The 21,536-nt window shown below is 72.2% G+C and carries 18 protein-coding genes and 1 riboswitch; of the genes, 6 read left to right on the top strand and 12 right to left on the bottom strand.

The features are described 5' to 3' along the window. Positions 1-200: 200 nt before the first annotated feature. From FBY41_RS18865 to mraZ, 3 genes are all read right to left on the bottom strand, one after another. On the bottom strand, positions 201-914 hold the full coding sequence (locus FBY41_RS18865; protein ID WP_141845900.1) for a hypothetical protein: 714 nt from the start codon (positions 912-914) through the stop codon (positions 201-203). Next, on the bottom strand, positions 911-1,993 hold the full coding sequence (gene rsmH / locus FBY41_RS18870) for a 16S rRNA (cytosine(1402)-N(4))-methyltransferase RsmH (RefSeq protein WP_260439897.1): 1,083 nt from the start codon (positions 1,991-1,993) through the stop codon (positions 911-913). The genes FBY41_RS18865 and rsmH overlap by 4 nt, the downstream gene beginning before the upstream one ends. 306 nt (positions 1,994-2,299) lie before the next feature. Next, positions 2,300-2,731: a division/cell wall cluster transcriptional repressor MraZ gene (gene mraZ / locus FBY41_RS18875; RefSeq protein ID WP_141821127.1), complete on the bottom strand. Its 432-nt coding sequence runs from the start codon at positions 2,729-2,731 to the stop codon at positions 2,300-2,302. A 494-nt stretch (positions 2,732-3,225) separates the two neighbouring features. On the opposite strand from mraZ, the gene FBY41_RS18880 reads away from it, so the two are divergent. From FBY41_RS18880 to FBY41_RS18890, 3 genes are read left to right on the top strand one after another with little or no spacing between them, the layout of a single operon-like run. Beyond that, positions 3,226-4,218: an AAA family ATPase gene (locus tag FBY41_RS18880; protein WP_141846341.1), complete on the top strand. Its 993-nt coding sequence runs from the start codon at positions 3,226-3,228 to the stop codon at positions 4,216-4,218. A gap of 12 nt (positions 4,219-4,230) precedes the next feature. Next, a complete protein-coding gene (locus FBY41_RS18885; RefSeq protein ID WP_141845902.1) occupies positions 4,231-5,475 on the top strand; it encodes a DUF58 domain-containing protein in 1,245 nt (414 codons plus the stop codon). After that, complete coding sequence (locus FBY41_RS18890; protein WP_141845903.1) at positions 5,472-7,790, top strand: transglutaminase family protein; 2,319 nt, start codon at positions 5,472-5,474, stop codon at positions 7,788-7,790. Before FBY41_RS18885 ends, FBY41_RS18890 begins: the two co-directional genes overlap by 4 nt. On the opposite strand, the gene FBY41_RS18895 is transcribed toward FBY41_RS18890, so the two are convergent. Beyond that, complete coding sequence (locus FBY41_RS18895; RefSeq protein ID WP_141845905.1) at positions 7,771-8,607, bottom strand: hypothetical protein; 837 nt, start codon at positions 8,605-8,607, stop codon at positions 7,771-7,773. The two genes, FBY41_RS18890 and FBY41_RS18895, sit on opposite strands and share 20 nt — an antisense overlap. Before the next feature lie 135 nt (positions 8,608-8,742). Here FBY41_RS18895 and FBY41_RS18900 point away from each other — a divergent pair, with 135 nt between their 5' ends. After that, positions 8,743-9,534 carry a DUF5995 family protein gene (locus FBY41_RS18900; protein WP_141845907.1) on the top strand — a complete coding sequence of 264 codons (792 nt, stop codon included), beginning with the start codon at positions 8,743-8,745 and terminating at the stop codon, positions 9,532-9,534. Positions 9,535-9,539: 5 nt separating this feature from the next. Here FBY41_RS18900 and FBY41_RS18905 read toward each other — a convergent pair whose 3' ends face one another. From FBY41_RS18905 to FBY41_RS18940, 8 genes are all read right to left on the bottom strand, one after another. Beyond that, positions 9,540-10,547, bottom strand: coding sequence for a type I asparaginase (locus FBY41_RS18905; protein WP_141845909.1), 1,008 nt, complete (start codon positions 10,545-10,547; stop codon positions 9,540-9,542). Positions 10,548-10,607: 60 nt separating this feature from the next. Next, on the bottom strand, positions 10,608-11,027 hold the full coding sequence (locus FBY41_RS18910) for a hypothetical protein (RefSeq protein ID WP_141845911.1): 420 nt from the start codon (positions 11,025-11,027) through the stop codon (positions 10,608-10,610). 208 nt (positions 11,028-11,235) lie between these two features. Continuing rightward, a complete protein-coding gene (locus tag FBY41_RS18915; protein WP_260439925.1) occupies positions 11,236-12,903 on the bottom strand; it encodes an RNA polymerase sigma factor in 1,668 nt (555 codons plus the stop codon). 341 nt (positions 12,904-13,244) lie between these two features. Then, positions 13,245-13,643: a universal stress protein gene (locus FBY41_RS18920; protein WP_141845915.1), complete on the bottom strand. Its 399-nt coding sequence runs from the start codon at positions 13,641-13,643 to the stop codon at positions 13,245-13,247. Positions 13,644-13,772: 129 nt separating this feature from the next. Next, the gene (gene metX, locus FBY41_RS18925; RefSeq protein ID WP_141845917.1) at positions 13,773-15,050 is read right to left on the bottom strand and encodes a homoserine O-acetyltransferase MetX; all 1,278 of its coding nucleotides are present in this window, start codon (positions 15,048-15,050) and stop codon (positions 13,773-13,775) included. Between the two features lie 14 nt (positions 15,051-15,064). Next, positions 15,065-15,179, bottom strand: a riboswitch (SAM riboswitch). A 25-nt stretch (positions 15,180-15,204) separates the two neighbouring features. Beyond that, a complete protein-coding gene (locus FBY41_RS18930) occupies positions 15,205-16,827 on the bottom strand; it encodes a DUF4192 family protein (protein WP_141845919.1) in 1,623 nt (540 codons plus the stop codon). Positions 16,828-16,977: 150 nt separating this feature from the next. Then, positions 16,978-17,580: a YkvA family protein gene (locus FBY41_RS18935; protein ID WP_141845921.1), complete on the bottom strand. Its 603-nt coding sequence runs from the start codon at positions 17,578-17,580 to the stop codon at positions 16,978-16,980. A gap of 82 nt (positions 17,581-17,662) precedes the next feature. After that, positions 17,663-18,418: an EcsC family protein gene (locus FBY41_RS18940; protein ID WP_141845923.1), complete on the bottom strand. Its 756-nt coding sequence runs from the start codon at positions 18,416-18,418 to the stop codon at positions 17,663-17,665. A 130-nt stretch (positions 18,419-18,548) separates the two neighbouring features. Between FBY41_RS18940 and FBY41_RS18945 the strand changes: the two genes are divergently transcribed. Beyond that, positions 18,549-19,697 carry a MalY/PatB family protein gene (locus FBY41_RS18945; RefSeq protein ID WP_141845925.1) on the top strand — a complete coding sequence of 383 codons (1,149 nt, stop codon included), beginning with the start codon at positions 18,549-18,551 and terminating at the stop codon, positions 19,695-19,697. After that, positions 19,690-21,444: a DNA polymerase gene (locus tag FBY41_RS18950; RefSeq protein WP_141845927.1), complete on the top strand. Its 1,755-nt coding sequence runs from the start codon at positions 19,690-19,692 to the stop codon at positions 21,442-21,444. Before FBY41_RS18945 ends, FBY41_RS18950 begins: the two co-directional genes overlap by 8 nt. The last annotated feature ends 92 nt before the right edge of the window (positions 21,445-21,536 follow it).

Consider the following 21,536-nt stretch of genomic DNA (forward strand, 5'->3'; position numbering starts at 1 on the left):
TGGCGTTCGCGCCCGGCTTGGCGGTGCCGCCGGGCTTGGCGGTGCCAGCCGGCTTGGGCCGACCGCCGGGGGACGCTGCCGGCCGCGGCGGACGGGCAGTCGTACCGGACCGGCCGGAGGCGCCCGAGGGCCGCCGTGCGCCCGAGGAACCCGGTCCGCCCGAGCGGCCGGGCTCGGAGCCTCGAGTCGGCGTCACGCTCTCACCTCGCAGTCGTCGGCGCCGGCTTGGTGGGCTGGGCTGGTTGGGCGGAGGGTCCGGCGCTCGTTCCCAGTGTGGGCGTCGCAGCCGGCGTCGCCGCGGCACCCGGCGCGCTCGGCGTGGCGTTCGCGGTGGAGGCGCCCGTCGGCGTGGTGCCCGCAGCGGCCTGGCCGGCTGCCGCGGCCTTGGCGGCCGCGGCCGCCTTCTGCGCCGAGGTCTGGGCCTTGGTCGCGACCGAGGTTGCCGACGACAGCACGCCCTTGACCTTCGTGGTCACCGCGAGCGGTGTGGGGCTCGTGACGATCGGGACCGCGAGGTCCTTCGTCGCCGCCTTGGCCTCGCCGCTGACCGTGCCGCTCGCGAGGTCGATGTAGGCGCGCTCGCTCATGCGCACCATGCCGAGCTGGGTGGCGCGCCTGGCGAGCGACCCGCTCGCGGAGGCCGCGTCGATCTCCTCCTGGAGGTTGCTCGCGGTGTCGGTGAGGCGGGCCGAGTCGCGCTGGAGCTGCCCCAGCGTGAGCGAGCCCTGGGCCAGCGCGGTGTTGAGCAGCAGCAGCGCGATGAGGCCGGCGGTGAGCAGCACGATGCAGAGGGCAGCGAACGCCCCGCTGCCCGTGCTGCCGATCCGAGCCGGCAGCACCCGCAGGGACGAGACCGGGGCCGGCCCTCGACGCGGGGCCCGCAGGGGGCGCGCTGTGGCGGTCATCTGGCTCATCGGGTGGATCCCTTCCGGCTCTTCGTGCTCTTCGTGCTCTTGGTGGCGCTCGTCGTGGCGCTGGTGGGTGGCGTCGCCCGGACCCGTTCGGCGACCCGAAGGTGCGCCGAGGCGGCGCGCGGGTTGAGGGCGACCTCCGCGTCGGGCGGCTCCTCACCTCCGCGAGTGACCAGTGAGAGGTATGCCGCGTGCTCGGGGAGCTCGACGGGCAGCCCCGGCGGCGTGCTCGAGGTCGCGCCCGCGACGAAGGCCTGCTTCGTCGTGCGGTCCTCGAGGGAGTGGTAGGACAGCACCGCGATGCGCCCGCCGACGGCGAGGACGTCGATCGCGCCGGTGATGGCCCGACGCCACACCTCGAGCTCGTCGTTGACCTCGATGCGCAGGGCCTGGAAGGTGCGCTTGGCCGGGTGGCCGCCCTGACGCTGTGACGCCATCGGGATGGCCCGTCGGAGCAGCTCGACGAGCCGCCCGGAGGTGGTGAACAGCTCGATCTGCCGCTCGCGCACGATGGCGGAGGCGATCTTGCGCGCGAAGCGCTCCTCGCCGTAGTCCCGCAGCACGCGCGCGAGGTCGGCAGCGTCGTAGGTGTTGAGGACGTCGGCCGCGGTCATTCCCGTCGACTGGTCCATCCGCATGTCGAGCGGCGCGTCGACCCGGTAGGCGAAGCCGCGGTCGGTCTCGTCCAGCTGGAGCGAGCTGACGCCGAGGTCGAAGAGGATGCCGTCGACGGCGGTCAGTCCCAGGCCGGCGACGACAGCCGCGATCTCGTCGTAGACGGCGTGCACCGGCCGGAAGCGGTCGCCGAAGCGGGCGAGCCGCTCGCCGGAGAGGGCGAGGGCCTCGCGGTCGCGGTCGATGCCGATGACCGTCGCCCCCGGGAAGCGGTCGAGCACGCCCTCGGCGTGCCCGCCCATGCCGAGCGTCGCATCGACGTGCACGCTGCCCTCCCGGTCCAGGGCGGGTGCCAGCAGGTCGAGGATGCGGTCGCGCATGACGGGCACGTGCCGGTCGCGCGCGGGACCGCGGTCAGCCGATGCCGTGCGGTCAGCCGCGTCCGGCTGGTCCCCTCGGTCTGTCATGGCGCGTCCCTCACGATCGGCTGGTGTGGCGGGTGATGCAAGTGTTGTCAGTGGAGCTGGTGTGACTGGTGTGACTTGAATGCGGTGAGGGAGGTGCGCTGCCGGTGTGAAGGTGGAGGGGTGGCGGTCGCGCTCTCGTGGCGGTCGGACCTGCGGGCGGGTCCCCATCCGCTGCGGCGCCCGCGACGGGGGAAGTCGTCTCGGGTGCGAAGCGGCTGGAGGCCGGCTCTCAGGTCTGGCTGTTCTCGGTGGCCGTGCGGTCGGTGCAGGTCGTTGCGGGGTGACTGCGGGGCTCGCTGGTCCTGCTCAGAAGAGTCCGGGGATGACCTCCTCGGCCGTCTCGGCGAAGCTCTGCTCGGTCTGCTCGAGGTAGGCGTCCCACACCGCGCTGTCCCAGACCTCGAGGCGCGACCCGGCACCGATGACGGTGACGTCACGGTCGAGCCCGGCGTACTGCCGCAGGTTGGCCGGGATGGTGAAGCGGCCCTGCTTGTCGGGGATCTCGTCGGAGGCACCCGAGAGGAAGACGCGCATGTAGTCGCGGGCGGCCTTGCTCGTCGTCGGCGCCTGACGCATCTGGTCGGCCACCTTGACGAACTCGTCCATCGGGTAGATGAAGAGGCTGCGCTCCTGGCCGCGCGTGACGACGAGGCCGGACGCCATGCGCTCGCGGAACTTCGCCGGCAGGAAGAGCCGACCCTTCTCGTCGAGACGAGGTGTGTGCGTCCCCAGGAACACGGTTCGCCACCTCCCCTAGCTCGACCCCTTGGCGAAAACCACTCACTTCCTTGGCTCCCCACAGTACTCCACTTTGCTCCACCGTCAACGATCTATTACCCACATCGAGCACTTCTCTCACACGTTTGCGCAGGTCATCGGCGGTGGAGTGAAGTGGAGGGCTCGGCGAGTGCTCGCGCGGGTGCCGAGGGGCACCCGTGCCTGCCATCCGTCCGCAACTGCGCCGGACGGCATACCGGAAGGGGACGAAACGGGACGCGTATGCACGAATCTGCGCGGATCTGACCCGCGCGCGAACTCATTGCCGCCCGCGCACGTTCACCGTGGAGGAAAGTGGAGTGAGGCGGTTCCGGGTCGTCAGCCGGTGCCGCCCGGGCTGTACGAGATCTTCCGAAGCACGGGTCCATGGGAGAAGATCACGGGAGGACGCGCGCCTGTCATGAGCGGGCGCGCGCTGACATGGGGCAACCGAACCATCGGAGGACAGCGTGACCATGACCGAGACCGGCCTCGACCCGAGCGCGGCGTCGCAGACCGCCGACCTCGACCTCGTCCACGGGGTCGCCGACCGTCTGGCGGGCGCGATGACGAGCGTCATCGAGGGCAAGGCCGACGTCGTGCGCACGACCGTCACGGTCCTCTTCGCCGGGGGCCACCTGCTCATCGAGGACGTGCCCGGGGTCGGCAAGACGATGCTCGCCAAGGCCCTCGCCCGCTCGATCGACGCGACGGTCCGGCGCATCCAGTTCACGCCCGACCTGCTGCCGAGCGACGTCACGGGCGTCAGCATCTTCAACCAGGACGCCCGCCGCTTCGAGTTCCGCCCCGGGGCGATCTTCGCCAACGTCGTCGTCGGTGACGAGATCAACCGCGCCTCGCCCAAGACCCAGTCGGCGCTGCTCGAGTCGATGGAGGAGCACCAGGTCACCGTCGACGGCACGACCTACCCGCTGCAGGCGCCGTTCATCGTCATGGCGACGCAGAACCCCATCGAGATGGAGGGCACCTACCCCCTCCCCGAGGCCCAGCGCGACCGCTTCATGGCGCGGATCTCCATGGGCTACCCGAGCCCCCGCGCCGAGCTCGACCTCCTCGAGAGCCACGGGGCCCACGACCCGCTCGACGACCTCGTGCCCGTCACCGACGCCGAGACGATCAACCTCGTCGTGCAGCACGTGTCACGCGTCCACGCGAGCCCCGCCGTGCGCCAGTACATCGTCGACCTCGTCACCCGCTCGCGTTCGACCACGGCCCTGCGGCTCGGCGCGTCGCCGCGCTCGGCCCTGCACCTGCTGCGCGCCGCACGGGCCCACGCCGCGCTCGAGGGGCGCGACCACGTCATCCCCGACGACGTGCAGGTGCTGGCGTCGGCGGTGCTCGCCCACCGGCTCATACCGTCGAGCGAGACCCAGCTCGCCCGCCGCACGACCGCCGAGGTCGTCGCCGACCTGCTGCGCCAGGTGCCGGTGCCGGCGACCTCCCGCTGAGGCGGCGCCGGTATGCGCGCTCTTCGCGCCGTCCTAACCACCCGCGGCCTCGCCTTCTTCCTCTCCGGCATCCTGCTGCTGCTCGCGGGCATCATTCTCGGCTTCCCCGACCTCACGCGGGTCAGCGTGCTGCTCATCGGGCTGCCTATCATCTCGGCGACGCTCGTGCGCACCCGCAAGACCCGCATGCGCATCGAGCGGCACACCCGGCCCGAGCGCATCAGCGTCGGGCAGGACGCCGCGGTGACACTGTCCTTCGAGAACGTCTCGTCCTCGACCACCCCGATCTTCCTCGCCGAGGAGCGGCTCGACTACGTGCTCGGTGACCGGCCGCGCTTCGTCGTCGGCCGCATCCCGCCCGGCCGGGTGCGGGCCATCGACTACCAGGTGCGCTCCCACCTGCGCGGGCGGCACCGGCTCGGCCCGCTCGGCGTGCAGGTGCAGGATCCCTTCGGCCTCGCCAACCGCAACGCCGTGCTCGAGGGCACGACCGATCTCGTCGTCCTGCCCGCGGTGCACCCGCTCTCCTCGAGCAGGCACCCGAGCGCAGGGGTGGGCTCCGAGGGAGAGCATGCACACCTCATTGCCCTGCACGGCGAGGACGACGTCACGATCCGCGAGTACCGCGACGGCGACGACCTGCGCCACATCCACTGGCCCGCCACCGCCCGCACCGGAGACCTCATGGTCCGCCAGGAGGACCGACCCGCCCAGCGCCGCGCGCTCGTCGTGCTCGACCCTCGCCCCACCGCCCACGGCGGCAGCGGCGCCTCGTCGTCCTTCGAGTGGGCCGTCACCGCAGCCGCGTCGGTCGCCGTGCACCTGCTCGAGTCGGGGTATGCCGTCCACGTCGTCTGCGCCGAGACCGTCGAGAGCGCCCGCGCCGCCGACACCCTGACCGTCGACGAGATCCTCGACGTCCTCGCCGTCACGAGGCTGCGCGACGACAGCGGTGAGGACGAGATCCTGCGCGCGGCCCAGGCGCTCGCCTCCTCGGGTGGGCTCGTCGTGGCACTCGTCGGCCCGCACGAGCAGGACGTCACCCTGCGTCTCGCGAGCCTGCGCCAGCCCGGCACCACCGGCATCGCCTTCGTGCTCGACGCCCACAGCTTCGGCGACTCGGTGGCCGACCCGGTCGACTCCCACGTCGACGCCCTGCGGCTCGCCGGGTGGCGGGCCGTCGCGGTGCGACGCGACGACGACGTCGCCCACGCGTGGGCGGTCCTCACGGCCGCAGCAGTCGGAGGAAGCCGATGACCCGCCGACGCTGGAGGATCACGATCCTCGCGGCCCTCGCGACGCTCGCTGCCGTCTACCCGATCACGAGCCTCTTCCGCGACTCCGCGTGGCTCCCCCAGGCCGTCGTCGTCATCGCCCTCTGCGCCGGCGTGGGGCTCGTGGCCCGAGGGCTGACCCGGTCCAAGGCGCTCGTCGTCCTCACCCAGGTGCTCGTCGTCGGCTACGTGCTGCTCTTCCGCTACGCGGGTGACACCTTCGCGTGGTTCCTACCGACGCCGGCCAGCCTCGAGGTCGCCAACTCCCTCGGCCTGCAGGCGCTCGACACGGTCCAGCGCTACACCGCCCCCGCCCCCCTCAACGACGGCGTCACCTTCTGCCTCCTCGTCGCGATCGGCCTCATCGCGATCTGCGTCGACGCCATGGCGGCCACCTGGCGCAGCCCCGCGGCTGCGGGGCTCCCGCTCCTGACGGCATACCTCATCACCGCGGCCAACGGTCAGGCTGCGCTTGCCCTGCGCTTCTTCGTCGTGCCCGCCGCGCTGTGGCTGCTCATGCTGCACACGACGGCCCGGGCCGCCTTCTCCCGATGGAGCACCGCGAACCCCGCCGAGGAGAGCGAGATCGACGAGGCCGCGCACGACCGCGAGGCGCTGCGCTCCTTCTCCGCGGGCGCCCTCAAGCTCGGCGCCCTCGGCGTCGTGCTCGCGATCGCCGTGCCCCTCGTCGTGCCCCACTTCCCGCCGCGCTACCTCACCGAGGGGCTCGGACGCTCGGAAGGTGGCGGCGGACAGGGGTCGGTGGGCTTCAACGACACCCTCGACCTCAGCCGGAGCCTCAACAACAGCGATCAGACGCCGGTCCTCAGCTACACGACGACGGCCTTCACGAAGGCCCCGCTCCGAGTGCTCGCCACGTCCTACTACTCCCGCGGACAGTGGCTCCAGCTCGGAGGCGGCAACGGGTCGGGCCAGCCGCAGCCCCTACCCCCCGCGTCGCAGCGACGCGACTACGTCATCGACGTCACCGACAACACCCTCGCGGCGCCGCGCATCGCGGTGCCCTACCCCGTCGTGGCCGTCGCGATGGAGGGCACGCCGTGGGCGATCGACCCCGTGACGCGCGACGTGCGGGTCGGGCGGGCCGTCAGCTCCTACCGCGTGACGTATGCCGACCTCGCACCCTCTCCGCCTCAGCTGCGCGAGTCTGGGCCACCGGACTCCCCCGACGTCACCGAGGACGACCTCAGGCTGCCCGACACGGTGCGTTCGCTCGTACAGCGCTGGTCCGACGAGGTGACAGCGGGCAAGGACAACCCGCTCGACCGGGCCATCGCGATCCAGGACCATCTGCGCGGTCCGGCTTACACCTACAGCCTCGACCTCGGCGAGCCGCTGAGGGACGAGACCGGGCGCATCATGGAGCCGATCCGCAACTTCTACGAGACGCGCCGGGGCTACTGCGTCCAGTTCGCCACGGCGATGATCATGATGGCGCGGGCCCAGGGCATCCCGGCCCGCATGGCGATCGGCTTCCTGCCGGGCGAGGCCGTGGGCACCGATACGTACATCGTCAAGGCCTCGGACGCGCACGCGTGGCCCGAGCTCTTCTTCCAGGGCTACGGCTGGCTGCGCTTCGAACCCACGCCGGGCGGGCGGTCCGGCTCCCCGCCGCCGTATGCCGTGCTCGGCAGCGACGCCGGCGCCACGGGAGGTGGCCGCTCGGTCACCGAGAGCGGGTCGACCGGCAGGGCGACGACCAGCGCCGCCCCGACGCGGACCGCGGTCGCCGCCGCCGAGCCGGAGCCGACGGGCGTGCTCGACCGGGTCTCCTCGGCCTTCACCCTGCGCAACCTCGTCATCATGCTGACGCTGCTCGTCATCGTCCTCGCCGTCCTCGTCATGCCGATCACGGCCTGGGCGCTGCGCGTGCGACGACGGCGGGCCGCGGTCACGCAGCAGGACCTCATCGAAGCCGAGTGGGACGACCTCACCGCCCACCTCGGCGACCTCGGCCTCGAGGCGCCCGCCGGGGCGACCCTGCGTCAGCTGCGTGAGCGCTACGTCACCCAGGGACACCTCGACACCGAGAGCGCGTCGGCGATGCGTCGCGTCACCGCGACCCTCGAGAGGTCGCGCTACGACCGGCCGGAGCGCACGACACCGCAGGAGGCGGTCCGCCTCCACCACGACATCCGCTCGATCCGGCGGCAGGTCGGCGGCACGCGGGCCTGGAAGACGCGGGTGCGCTCCTTCCTCTGGCCACAGACCGGGGTCGCCTACTGGCGCAGCCTGCCCGACCGCCTCTCGGAGGTTCTCAGTCGCCGCCGGTCGTGAGGGGTGCGCCGGACGGCCGGCGCATCGACCACCAGAGGTAGACCGCGCCGAGGAGGGCGCCGATGAAGCCGACGGCGAGCAGCCAGGTGAGCATCCGGTCGCCGTGCAGGTCGCCCCGGGCGCGGAGTGCGCCGACGAGCATCAGCGTGAGCATCACGGTCGCGACCTCGACGAGCAGCCGCAGCCTCTCCCACCGCGGGTCACCGATGACGACGAGGCCCGCACTGCCGAGGCAGAAGATCGCCCCGACGACGCGACACGTCAGCGGGGTGAGCTGCCAGGGCCAGAGCGGGATCATGAGGGACGGCGCGGCGAAGAGCACGAGACCCTGGAGCAGCGCCAGCCCACCGCCGGTGGCGATGACCGCTCGGGCAACCGGCCCGATCCTGCGCTCGTCCGGCCGGGGCGGCGCAGCCACGCGGGAGTTGGCCAGCCACGCACCGAGCACGAGCACCGGCGCCACGAAGTAGAGGGTGGCCCAGAGCCAGAACGCAGGGTGCCCGTGGTTGAAGCGGTCCCAGTGCAGCACGGTCGCGATGCCGAGCAGCGTGGCGAAGAGGCAGACGGCGAGGAAGCCGGCGCCGACCGCGGCCCAGCGCCGCTCACGCGCCACCCGCACGAAGAACCAGGCCCCACCGAGATAGGCCGAGGCGAGCACCATCGGCGTCAGCTGCGGGGAGATCGTCCACGCGAAGAGGCGACGGGTGTCCGCGGGGAAGCCGTAGAGGATGACGAAGGCGGCCACGAGGATCGGGACGAGCACCACGGCGAGCACGCGCGTGGCCGGCAGCACTCGGTCGTCACGCACCTGCGCCATGTGCGCCTCGCCTCCTGCGCCCGAGGGCGCCCGACGGCCCCGACGCGCCGCCTGGTCCGGTCGGATTCGACGGACACCGGGGCGGAGCTCACACCACACTAGAAGCGGCGGGGCGCGGGCGTGAGGAGAACGACCATGACCGACAGCGGGCGGGGTCCGACGGTGGGGACGCAGCAGGGCAAGCGCAGCATCGCCGACGTCATCGACCGGATGACGGGCCTGCTCGACACGATGCCGCAGTCGCTGGAGTCGCGACGCTCCTTCCTCGCCACCTACCTGCGCACGACGCGCGCGGTGGACGCCGCCATCAGGGACGGCGAGTTCGAGGACCCGGTCTGGGTCGAGGCGTGGGACGTCGTCTTCGCCGACCTCTACCTCGACGCGCTCGAGAACGACCTGTCGAGCGACCCGGGCCGGAGCGCGCCGCGGCCGTGGCGGCTCGCCTTCGGTGCGCCGGAGGAGCTGGCGCCCCTGCGCCACGTGCTGCTCGGCATCAACGCGCACATCAACTACGACCTCCCGCAGGCCCTCCTCGGCGTGATCAGCGACGCGGAGTTCGCCGACCCCGTCGTGCTGGCCGGTCGGGCACGCGACCACGAGCGGATCGACGGGGTGCTCTCGGGCCGCGTCGCGGCGGAGGACGCGGAGCTCGCGTCGCAGCAGGCGAAGAGCCTCCTCGACCGCGTCCTCACCCCGCTCAACCGGCGCGCCTCGACCCGCTTTCTGCGCGAGGCGAGGCGCAAGGTCTGGCACAACACCCTCGAGCTCCAGCAGGCCCGGCTGCGCGGCCCCGAGGCGTATGCCGCCCGGCTGGCGGAGCTCGAGGTGCTGAGCGCCGCTCGCATCGCCGACCTGCTCGCGCCCGGACAGGTCCTGCTCCGCCTCGCCGTCGCAGGCTTCGGGGTCCAGCTGCCCCCCGAAGCCTGAGCGCGTCAGCGCGTGAGCTCGCCGGCGATGTTGCGTTGCATCAGCTCGCGGACCGTCGGGGCGTCGTGGCCCTCGCCGAGCAGGACGGCGAGCTTGCTCAGGGCGGCCTCGGACGTGAGGTCGTAGCCCGGCACCGCGCCCGCGCGCAGGAGGGCCGAGCCAGTCGCATACGCCCCTGGCTGGACGGACCCGCGCACGCACTGGGTGACGACGACGACGACGATGCCGGCCGCGGTCGCAGCCTCGACGGCCGCGAGGAAGTCGCGGTCATTGGCGGGCCCGTTGCCGGCCCCGTAGGCCTCGAGCACGAGACCCTGCAGGGGCGGCTGGCAGAGGTTGGCGAGGATCGACGCGGAGAACCCGGGGAAGAGGCGCATCGCCGCGACCTTGCCCAGCGGGCCCGCGACGAGCCGCGCCTCACCCTGCTCGGCGGGTGCGATCGAGGAGTTGACGACGATGTCGATGCCGATGTCGGCGAGGGCCGCCAGGCGCGGCGAGTCGAAGGCGTCGAGCCCCGAGGCGTCGATCTTGGTCGCGCGGTTGCCGCGCAGCACCACCTCGCCGAAGAGGAGCGACACCTCACGGATGTCCCCGCGGGCGGCGACCTGCAGGGCGCCGATGAAGTTCTGCCGGCCGTCGCTGCGAGTGCGCGAGATGGGGATCTGCGAGCCGGTGACGACGACGGGCTTGCCGAAGGAGGGCAGCAGGAAGGACAGCGCTGACGCGGTGTAGGCCATCGTGTCGGTGCCGTGCAGGACGACGAACCCGCGGTGGTCGTCGCGGCGCTCGTGCAGCACCCGGGCGATCGCGCACCAGTCCTCGGGGGTGGCGTTGGCGGAGTCGATCGGGGGGTCCAGCTCGAGGAACTCGATGGGTGGCAGCTCACCGTTCGAGTTCTCGACGATCCAGTCGAGGTAGGGGGCGAGCGCCCCGGCGACCGGCGCGGAGCCCTGAGCCGTGTCGACCATGCCGATGGTCCCACCGGTGTGCAGCACGAACACGGTGTCGCTCACGTCCAGACTCCTCCGTCGCCGGCTCGCGGTGGCACCCGGGCGCGCCGCCTCAGGCGAAGACTACGCAGGCGTCGTGAGCCCCGGTAGCTCGATCCCGTGCTCCTTCGCGTACGCGAGGATGTTGGGCATCATCACCGCGGTCTGCTCCTTCGCCTCGGCGGTCGGGGTGAAGGCCACGAACTCACCACCGGCGGACATCACCGGCACGTGACCCGGCTCGATGACGAAGGCGTCACCGGCCTCGAATGTCTCCATGACGCCGTCGTGGCGGCGGATGGAGAACGTGCCGGTCACGACGTAGCCGAGGTGGTGCGCCTGGCACTCGTCGTCGGGTGCACCCTTGAAGAACGGTGCGAGGTCCATGTCGACGAAGTCGCGCTCGATGCTCACGGTCCAGTCGCCGAACTCCTGCTCGTATGACTCCGTGAAGCCCGGGAAACCTTGGGGGGACGACGCGCTGGCCTTGGACAGCTTGGGCATCGCCTTCTCCTTTCACGCGGAGGTGCCGAGCCCGAGGTGGACCGGCCATCCCTCCCCACCATGCTGGGTGGCGGGGACCGCGGGCCGCCAGAGGACAAGGTCCCTGCGCGGACTCCGTGGGAAAACTGGACGCGGCCGTTCGCCTCACTGGACGACCGACGGGCCGCCTCGCTCCAGCGAGGCGGCCCGTCGATGTCTGCCGAGTCCGTCAGTCCAGGTAGTCGCGCAGGACCTGGCTGCGGCTCGGGTGGCGCAGCTTGCTCATCGTCTTGGACTCGATCTGGCGGATCCGCTCGCGGGTCACGCCGTAGACCTTGCCGATCTCGTCGAGGGTCTTCGGCTGGCCGTCGGTCAGGCCGAAGCGCATCGAGACGACGCCGGCCTCACGCTCGGAGAGCGTGTCGAGGACCGAGTGCAGCTGCTCCTGCAGGAGCGTGAAGCTCACGGCGTCGGCCGGGACGACGGCTTCGGAGTCCTCGATGAGGTCACCGAACTCGCTGTCGCCGTCCTCGCCGAGGGGCGTGTGCAGCGAGATCGGCTCGCGGCCGTACTTCTGGACCTCGACGACCTTCTCTGGCGTCATGTCGAGCTCCTTGGCGAGCTCCTCCGGGGTGGGCTCGCGGCCCAGGTCCTGGAGCATCTGACGCTGCACGCGGGCGAGCTTGTTGATGACCTCGACCATGTGCACCGGGATGCGGATGGTGCGCGCCTGGTCGGCCATCGCACGCGTGATCGCCTGCCGGATCCACCACGTCGCGTAGGTCGAGAACTTGTAGCCCTTGGTGTAGTCGAACTTCTCGACCGCACGGATGAGGCCCAGGTTGCCTTCCTGGATGAGGTCGAGGAAGAGCATGCCGCGACCGGTGTAGCGCTTGGCGAGCGAGACGACGAGACGCAGGTTGGCCTCGAGCAGGTGGTTCTTGGCCTTCTTGCCGTCCTGGGCGATCCACCAGAGCTCACGCTTGAGCTTCATGTCGATCTTGCCCTCGGCATTGAGCTTCTCCTCGGCGAAGAGGCCGGCCTCGATGCGCTTGGCGAGCTCGACCTCCTGCTCGGCGTTGAGGAGTGCGACCTTGCCGATCTGCTTGAGGTAGTCCTTGACGGGGTCGGCCGTGGCGCCGGCGGTGACGACCTGCTGCGCAGGGGCGTCGTCCTCGTCGTCGTCGCGGATGACGAACCCGGACTCCTCGGTCTCCTCGGCCACGGCCGCGGGCTTCGGCTTGGGCTCGCCGTCCTCGTCGGTGTCATCGGCGTCGGCGTCGTCGGCCACCTCGGCCGCGACGGCGACGACGTCGACCTCCTCGAGCTCGGTCTCGACGGCCTCGTCGGGCTCGACGATGTCGTCGCCCTCGGTGATCGCGTCCGCGTCGTCCACGCCGGCGACGGCCTTCTTGGCCGTGGCCTTGCGGGCCGTGGTCTTCTTGGCAGCCGTCTTGGCGGGGGCTGCGGCGGCGGCCTTGGCGACACCAGCGGTGGTGGCGGCCTTCTTGGCGGCGGTCTTGCGGACCGTCGCCTCGGGGGCAGCTGCTGCGGCGTCGGTCTCGGCGGCAGCCGGAGCTGCGGCGGCGCGCTTCGCCGGCGCCTTTCGCGTGGTCGAGGTGGTGGTCCTGGCGGCGGTCTTCGTCGCCGCGGCCGTGGTGCTACGAGCGGTGGCCACAGTGCCTCCCTTGGTCCCTGAGCGGGTCTTGTTGGTGCTCGTGTGCGGCGCGTCGACAACGATCTCGATGTCGTGGGCCTCGAGAGTCGTGAGCACGGGCTTCATCTGCTTGAGGTCGAGGGCGGCCTCGGCCTGGGCCCGGGCGATCTCGGTGCCGGTGATGCTCCCGTTCGAGCTCCCCTTCACGAGAAGCTGCATGATTGCCTCGTGCTGGAACACCTTCGGCAGGGTCTTGGGGGCTCCAGCGGTTGTTGCCTTCGGCACGGAAGCAGTCGCCTTTCGTCGCTGTGTGCGTCGTGATGGGCGCACCAGATCCGGGCATGCACCAGCACAACGAACGAGAGTGGGGGTTCGTGCCGAATGTGCTTGGCCTGGTGGAGTCGGTCCCTGAGCGATCTCGCGGTGCGCCTCGTGCAATCCGGTACTCGACCATTATAAAACGCGAACGGCGATGCCCGCGAACAGAACGCCCTTTCGGGCGCGCCGGTGTGATATCCCGGACCGGCTCGAGCCGCCCGCGCGTGCCGACCCCCGACGAACGGCGCCTGGCCGGAGGGCTCTCAGTCCGCCTTGACGGCGAGCACGGGGCAGCTGGCGTCGAGCAGGATGCGCTGCGCGTTCGAGCCGAGGATGAGCTTGCCGACCGGGCTCCGGCGCCGCAGGCCGATGACGATGAAGTCAGCGGACTCCTCGTCGGCGACACTGATGAGGTCCTCGGCGGGATCGTTGCCGCGCACGAGCTGACGCACCTCGTGCTCGAGCCCCTTCTCCTCGAGCAGGTCGCCCACCCGGGTGAGCTCCTTCTCGAACTGGATGGCCTCGTCGGGGTCGAAGTCCTTGCCTCCGCGGTGCGAGCTGATGACGATCAGCCGCGTCCCCCGGAGCATGCACTCCTCAGCTGCGCGCTTGAGGGCGGCGCGGCCTTCCTTCGTTGCGACGTAACCAACGACAATGGCCACTTTGTCCGGACCTCCTTGGTGCGGTGATACCCCTGCTCGCACGCTACCGGAAAAGCCCGCCCCAGGGCGCGACCAGCGAACTCTCGCAAGCGAGTCGCCGAGGACCGGCCCGGAGGGCCGGGGTGGACGTCAGCGCGCCAGCGCCTCGCTGATGATCTCGCCGACCTGGTCCTCTTCGATGAGGAAGCCGTCGTGACCGTAGTCGGAGGTGATGTGGGCGCGTGTCGAGCGCGGGAGGGCGCGGTGCAGCTCGTCGGACAGACGGGGCGGGTAGAGACGGTCCGTGTCGACCGACACGACCGTGCAGTCGGCGCTCACTCGCGAGAGCGCTGCCTCGACCCCGCCGCGGTCGCGCCCGACGTCGTGGGAGTTCATGGCCTCGGTCAGGCGCAGGTAGGAGTTGGCATCGAAGCGACGGGCCAGCTTGCCGGCGTGGTGGTCGAGGTAGCTCTCCACCGCGAAGCGGCCTCGGTCGCCCGCACGCAGCGGGTCCTCACCGAGCTGGGCCTCCCGTCCGAAGCGCTCGCTCAGCTCGGTCTCGGTGCGGTAGGTGATGTGCGCGATCCGTCGGGCGAGTCCGAGACCGTTCTCGGGCGAGCGGCCGGTCTCGTAGTAGTCGCCGCCGGCGAAGTCGGGGTCCTGGCGGATGGCAAGGAGCTGGGGCTGGCACCACGCGATCTGGTCGGCGGTGGCATATGCCGTCGAGGCGAGCACGAGGCACCGGTCGACGCGCTCGGGCTCGGTCACCGCCCACTCGAGCGCCCGCATGCCGCCCATGGACCCGCCGACGACGGCCGCGAGCCGGTCGATGCCCAGGGCGTCGAGCAGCGCCGCCTCCGCTGCGACCTGGTCGCGCACCGTCACGTAGGGGAAGCGACTCCCCCACGGGCGCCCGTCGGGGGCCAGGCTCGAGGGTCCGGTGCTGCCCTGGCAACCGCCGAGCACGTTCGAGGCGACGACGAACCACTCGTCGGGGTCGACCGGACGTCCGGCGCCGATGAGCGCGTTCCACCAGCCGGGTGAGGGGTGTCCTGGGCCCGCCTCGCCCGAGACGTGGCTGTCACCGGTGAGCGCGTGCTCGACGAGGATGACGTTGTCGCGGCTGGCGTTGAGGGTGCCCCAGGTCTCGTAGGCGATGCGGACCTGCGAGAGCCGACCGCCGCGCTCGAGGTCGAGGCCGCCGATGTCGACGAAGCGACGCTGGCCGACGGGGTCGCCCTCGTGCCAGGCCCCGCTGGACCGCGGGACCTCCTCTCCACGAGAGGCCGTGCCGGTCGGGACCGAGCGCAGCCGCGAGGTCGGGCCGTACCCCGAGGTCGTCTGGCCGGATGCCTGTCCCGGCACGACCGCGCCGTGGGTGTCGGCGGCGCCGTCGGGTCGGGCCGGGTGTCGGTCGGTGACGGTCATGGAGGATGCTCCTCGGCTCGCGCTTGCACCCACACGGTCTGAGGGATGCCAGGTCCTCACCCGGGGCACCCCACCGCGAAGGAGGGTTGCCGGCCAGCGAGCCGGGGCTTGTCGCTGGCACTCATGACCTAGGCACCACCATACGCGAGACCGCTCACGCACTCGATGGGCTGTTCCACGAGCCGGACGGGCCGTGCGCTGCGAGGTCGTCGACGGGGGCATTGTCCGCACCCCGACCGCGCAACCCGTGGTCGAGCGCGTCGCGCAGCAGCCCCGCGAGACGGTGGTCGGGCTCGAGGTCGAGCGCCGCGTCGATGGCCACGCCGGCGCGCGCGCCGTCGCCTCTCCACCACGCGTAGTTGCCGACGACCGCGAGCAACGGGGCGGCGTGGGGGGCAGGAACGACCCGGCAGACGCTCTCGAGGCGCGCGTGGACGTGGTGCGGCGCACTCGCCTCCTCCCATGCTCGCCAGTCCTCCCACGCAGACCCGTGCCCGTCGATGCGGCCCTCTATGCGGATGTCGTCCGGGCGACCGCGGTGGCGGTCGAGACGGCGCTCGAGACGGCGGCCGCGCTTGCGCCGTCCGCGGCGCGGGCGAGGCTGCGGCGGCACGGACTCTGCCGCAGCCGCCGAGCGGACATCGGTTCCCACGAGGGCCTCGAACAGCGCGACGAGCCCCGGCGGGAAGTCGCTGAGGGGAACCGCACCCGGGCACAGCCAGGCGATGAGGGCGTCGCGGAAGACGACGTCGCGCAGCGGTCCGACGAGCGCCGGCACCCGCTCGACGAGCCTCTCGCCACCGACCTCTCCGTGCAGGACCTCGCTCCACGCCGCGAGGGACTCCGCCTGCAGGAGCACCGATACGGGGGAAACTCCGGCACCCGCATCGTCATCCTCATCGTCGACGTCGTCGTCGACGTCGGCGCTCCCCCACGACGCCGCACGACGCCGCCCGGTCTCGAGGTCGATGACAACGGCACCGTCGGCGTTGTCACCGACCTCGCCCAGGTCACCGAAGTCACCGAAGTCACCCAGGTGGCCCAGCCCGTCGTCGTCGTCGTCCTCGTCCTCGAACGCGGCGAGGTCCTCCCCCAGCTCGTCCGTGAGATCGGCCGTGAGATCGTCCAGGTCGGCGGCGAGCCGCTCGAGCTCTCGCAGCCGGTCCAGATCCCCGAGGTCGCCGTCGACGGGCAGCGTTCCGGCCCGAATCCGGTCGATGGCGACCGAGACGGTGTAGCGGGCCTGCCAGATGTCGATGGCCGCTTCGACGTCGTCATGCCGGGGGTCGTCGACAGCCAGCGGTTGCACGAGCCCGGCGAGGGAGTCGCGGTCCTCCAGCACCGAGTGCCCGAGGGCGATGTAGCCGGCCACCGCGGGCACGTCGGCGGGCTGGGGCATCGGCCGGCCTCCCGGCGGGCAGCAGTCGCAGTCGACGGTGAACCACCGACCGTTGCGCACGACGAGGCGGTCCTGGACGACGACACGTTCCTGCTCGAGACCGGCGCGCAGGGCGGCACTCAGGGCGTCGGACTCCCCCGGCTCCTCCTCGAAGCCGACGAGGCACACCGACGAGGGCCGGTCGCGCACGAGCGTGGGCAGTCCCGCAGCCGCGGCGTCCGCGGCAAGGTGGTCGGGGGCGATGTCGAAACGCGCGACGAGGCCGATGCGCTTGCCGTGGAAGCACACGACGACGACGCTGCGGGTCGGCTGGAAGCCGAGGTGGAAGGGAAGGATGGTCAGCAGGTCGGCAGGCCCCGACAGGGAGATCTTCGGCATGACCCGACCCTCGTCTCCCGCTCGAGCCGCAGGGAGGGGGCGCAGGACATCTGTGGACGACGGAGGCCCGTCGCAGGGAGGTGTGGACAAGTCCGGCGCGCGCGGCGACGCCGGCGCGCAGGAACCCGGCCCCCGGCGGGACGCCGAGCCTCAGCGCTCGAGACGCTTGCGGACCGTCTCCATCACGTAGTCGGTCGCCGCCTGGCGCACACCCTCGGGCAGCACGACCTTGCCCTGCGTCGCGCGAGCGGCGCCCGGCGCAGCCGCCCCGGTCCTGTCCTCGTCAGCGCGTGGCGCAGCAGCGCCCGTCGTGTCGCGGTCGGCTCGCGGAGCGGCTCCGTCGCTCGCCCCGCCTTCCCACCCGCCACCGGCAGGGGTCGACCACGTGGCCTCGCCCCGCACCGTCTGGCCCCGGCGCGCACCCTGACCGAGCTCCCAGGCGACGAAGCGGTCCGTCTCCTCGATGAAGGCCTTGATCGCCCACCCGATGACGACGGCGTCGTCGGCAGCGCCCACCACGGGCAGGAAGGCCTCGGGCAGCAGGTCGATCGGCGAGGCGACGTAGGCCACCGCAGCGGCGACGAGCCCGAGGCGCGCGACGGTCGTGCCGGCATACGTGCCGTCGAGGGTGGCACGCACGAGCCGCGGCACCGCGTGGACGCGCTCCATGACCGAAGGACCCCCCGGCCGCATGGACGCGCGGACGACCGACGCAGCCGTGGCTGCGAGCTTGATGCGGGATGCCGACTTCATGCCCTCACCAACGAGCGGGCCGCCACGACGATTCCGGGCACACCGAGCCGTTGCAGAGTCGTCACCTGTGGCTCACCGGCCGTCACCTGCCGTAGGTGGCCACCGGTGGGAACTCCTTGGCGGCCTGGGCGCCGATGCGACCCAGCATGTAGACGTCGATGACAGCGCCCAGCGCGCCACCCAGGATGGGCACGGCGCGCCCGAAGCGGGCGAAGGTGCTGCCTCCGATGCGACCGAGCAGCCGGAAGCCGATCGCCTTGTTGAGCACCATGAGAGCGGGCGCCGGGAGGCGTCCGGCGGCGAGGCTCGACCACTTGCCGCCCGAGGCGACGACGCCGGCCTTCTTGAGGAGGTCGTCGCTGTCGGCGCCGATGAGGGTGAGCAGCACGGCCGAGCGGATCTCTGGCTGGCTGAGGTCGTAGCCGCGCACCTTAGCGGTCGCCGCGGTCATGCGGGTGCCGACGAGATAGAACTCGAGCACGTTGGCGGGCAGCGAGAGGGGCATCGTGAAGAAGCCGCCGAGCCCGGTCACGAAGCCACCCACGGCCCCGATCTGACGGTGGTCGCGGCGGATGATCCGGATCGCCTGCTCGACGTCGCCGCGCGCGTGCTTGAGCGCCGTCTCGGCGACCTTCTCCGCTGAGTCGAAGGGGCCCCGACCGTCGATGCCGATGTCGAGCAGGCGCTCGACCAGCCGGGTCGCTGCTCCGGTCAGCCCGCCCTCGTCGGGCAGCTTGGCGCGCTCGAGCGCGCCGCCGTTCGCCGCAGCGCGGACCTGCGTGGCGGTGGCGTCCGCCGCCTTCGTCGCCTCGTCGCTGTCAATGCCCAGGAGTCCCACGTGGTGCCGTCCCTTGCCGATGGTGTCGCGTTCGCCCAGACCATACCCAGCCGGTCGTCGTCAGCGTATGCCGAGCGGGGCAGTCGTCCTGGTGCGATTCCCTGTCGGCGTGGTCTCGTAGGGTCGGGCCATGCCCACGCACCTCCTCGACGTGCCGCTCGACGTCCTGCGGCGCGACCGGACGAGCATCAAGTGGCGCCGCTACCCCGCCGACGTGCTGCCGCTCTGGATCGCCGAGATGGATGCCCGCCCCTGCCCCGCGGTCGTCGATGCCGTCACGGCGGCCATGACGCGCGGAGACACCGGCTACGCCGGCGACGAGGGGTATGCCGCAGCCCTCGCCGAGCTCGCCGAGGCCGAGTGGGCCTGGACGACCGATCCCGGCGCGATGGTCCGCGTCACCGACGTGCTGACCGGGGTCGCCCACCTCCTCGGGCTGCTCACCGATCCGCTCGGGCCGGTCATCGTCAGCCCCCCGGTCTACAACGCGTTCTACGACGTCATCTCCTCGATCGGCCGTCGGGTCGTGGAGGCGCCGCTGACAGCGGACGGCCGGCTCGACCTCGACCTGCTCGACACCACCTTCGGCGAGGTCACGGCGCAGGGCGGGAGGGCGGCATACCTCCTCTCCAACCCGCACAATCCGACGGGCACGGTGCACAGCGCCGCGGAGCTCGAGGGCCTCGCCGCCGTCGCGGAGCGCCACGGGGTGCGCGTGCTGTCCGACGAGATCCACGCTCCCCTCGTCTTCGCGCCGCACCGCTTCACCCCCTACCTCACGGTGCCCGGCAGCGAGCGCGGCATCACCGTCACGTCCGCCTCCAAGGCCTGGAACCTCGCCGGCCTCAAGGCTGCGCTCGTCGTGCCCGGTGAGGACGCGCGGGCTGACGTCGCGCGGCTGCATCCCTTCGTCACCTTCGGCGCGAGCCACTTCGGCGTCATCGCCCAGACGGCCGCCTACCGCCACGGGCGCGAGTGGGTCCACGAGCTCGTCGGCGAGCTCGACGCCAACCGCGCTCTGCTCGGCGAGCTCGTCCGTGAGCACCTCACTGGGGCGCACCTCCTCGTGCCGGACTCGACCTACCTCGCGTGGCTCGACCTGCGCCCACTCGGGCTCGGCGACCGTCCGGCCGCCACCCTGCTCGAGCGAGGTCGGGTCGCTGTCTCGGAGGGCACGATGTTCGGCGCGGCCGGCGCAGGGCACGTGCGCATCAACTTCGCCACGTCGCCCGACGTGCTGCGAGAAGCCGTGGCACGCATCGCGGGCTGCATTGGCTGACAAGGCAGCCGGTGCTCCCCTCGTCGCCCTCGTCGTGGGCCCCCAGGGGGCGTATGCCGTGGGGCCGGGCATCGACGAGTCGTGGCCGCTCGCGGAGGTGGGCCGGCGGTTCGTCGCCGCCGCGTCCCGACTCGGACCGCGCTGGGTGCTCTGGTCCGCCGCTTCAACGTTGCGCGAGGTCGTCGGCGCCGGCATCGACGTCGCGCGCACGTGGGACCTCGCCGAGACGCACCGCCTCCTCCACGGCGGCTGGGCGGCGTCACCCGGTCACGTGCTCGCTGCTTGCCGGGGGCTAGACGAGGCGGCTGTGCCCCTCCCCCGCACGCAGCGGTTGAGCGGCTTCGACGGCGACCTCTTCGACCTCGCCGATGCCGGTGACCGGCCGCTCCTCACAGCCGAGGGGCACCTCCGCGCCGATGCGCTCTCGCGTGCCCTCGACCAGCGGCAGCTGCGCGAGCTCGCGGTGCTCGCGCTCGAGTGCCAAGCGGCGCAGCTCGCCGCGCTCGGGCGCATCGGCGGCGGCCACCTCGCCCGGCTGGAGCGCACGGTGTGGTCCGAGTCGGCGGCGGCCGTGCTCTGTCTCGAGCTCGAGCGCGATGGCCTGCCCGTCGACCGGCTCGCCGCCGAGGACCTCATCGCCGCCTCCGCCGGGCCGCGCGCCCGCGACGAGGCCGACGCCGCCCGCATCCGCTCCGAGCGCGACCGCGCCGTGCTGCGGCACGCGCCTGGCCGCGAGCGGACCGACCTGCGCAACCCGACCCAGGTGCGCGAGCTGCTCGCGTCGGTCGGGGTCGACGTGCCCAACACCCGCGCCTGGATGCTCGAGCCCTACCGCGTCACCCACCCGCTCGTCGACGCCCTGTTGCGGTGGCGCAAGGACGAGCGCATCGCCACGACCTACGGCTACCGGTGGCTCGACGAGCACGTCGGCCCCGACGACCGGCTCCGCGGGGGCTGGACCGCCTGTGACGGCGCCGCCGGGCGCATGACCGCCCAGAACGGGCTGCACAACCTGCCCGCTCCCCTGCGGCCCGCGATCGCCGCCGCGCCCGGACACGTCTTCGTGCGCGCCGATCTCGGCCAGATCGAGCCGCGGGTGCTCGCCGTCGTGAGCGGCGACCGCGCCTTCGCGGAGGCGACGCGCAGTGACGACCTCTACGCCCCCGTCGCCGCCAAGCTGGGCGCCGACCGGCCCATCGCCAAGATCGCCGTCCTCGCGGCGATGTACGGCCAGCGCTCGGGCGCTGCCGGTGAGGCCCTCAAGGATCTCGAGCGGGCCTACCCGGTGGCCATGGGCCTGCTCGACCGGGCTTACGACGACGGCGTGGCCCGCCGGTCCGTACGCACGTGGGGAGGCCGTCTCATCCGTTTCGGAGAGGGTCCCCCTCGCCAGGGTGAGGGAGCTGAGGCACCGGGCGGGAGCACCACCCTGACCGACGCCTCGGCCGGAGCCGACGCATCCCGAGGGCGCTACGCGCGCAACGCGATCATCCAGGGGTCAGCCGCAGAGCTCTTCAAGGCCTGGGCCGCCACCGTGCGTCACGCGGTGCGGCCGCTCGGCGGGCAGATCGTGCTGTGCCTCCACGACGAGCTCATCGTGCACGTGCCGGAGCAGCAGGCGGCTGCCGCCGCCGAGGCGGTCGAGGCCGCCCTGACGGGCGCCGCCCGCACGTGGGCCGGCACCGACCAGGTCCGCTTCGTCGCCGACACGTCGATCATCCGGCGCTGGAGCGACGCCAAGCCCTGACGCCCGTCCCGCCCCGTCGAGAGCCCACTTTCCCGCGCGGGGAAACGAGCACTCGATCGAGGGGGCACGTCAGGAACTGAGCACTCGACCGG

It is taken from the genome of Humibacillus xanthopallidus, assembly GCF_006716675.1.
Taxonomy (GTDB): domain Bacteria; phylum Actinomycetota; class Actinomycetes; order Actinomycetales; family Dermatophilaceae; genus Humibacillus; species Humibacillus xanthopallidus_B.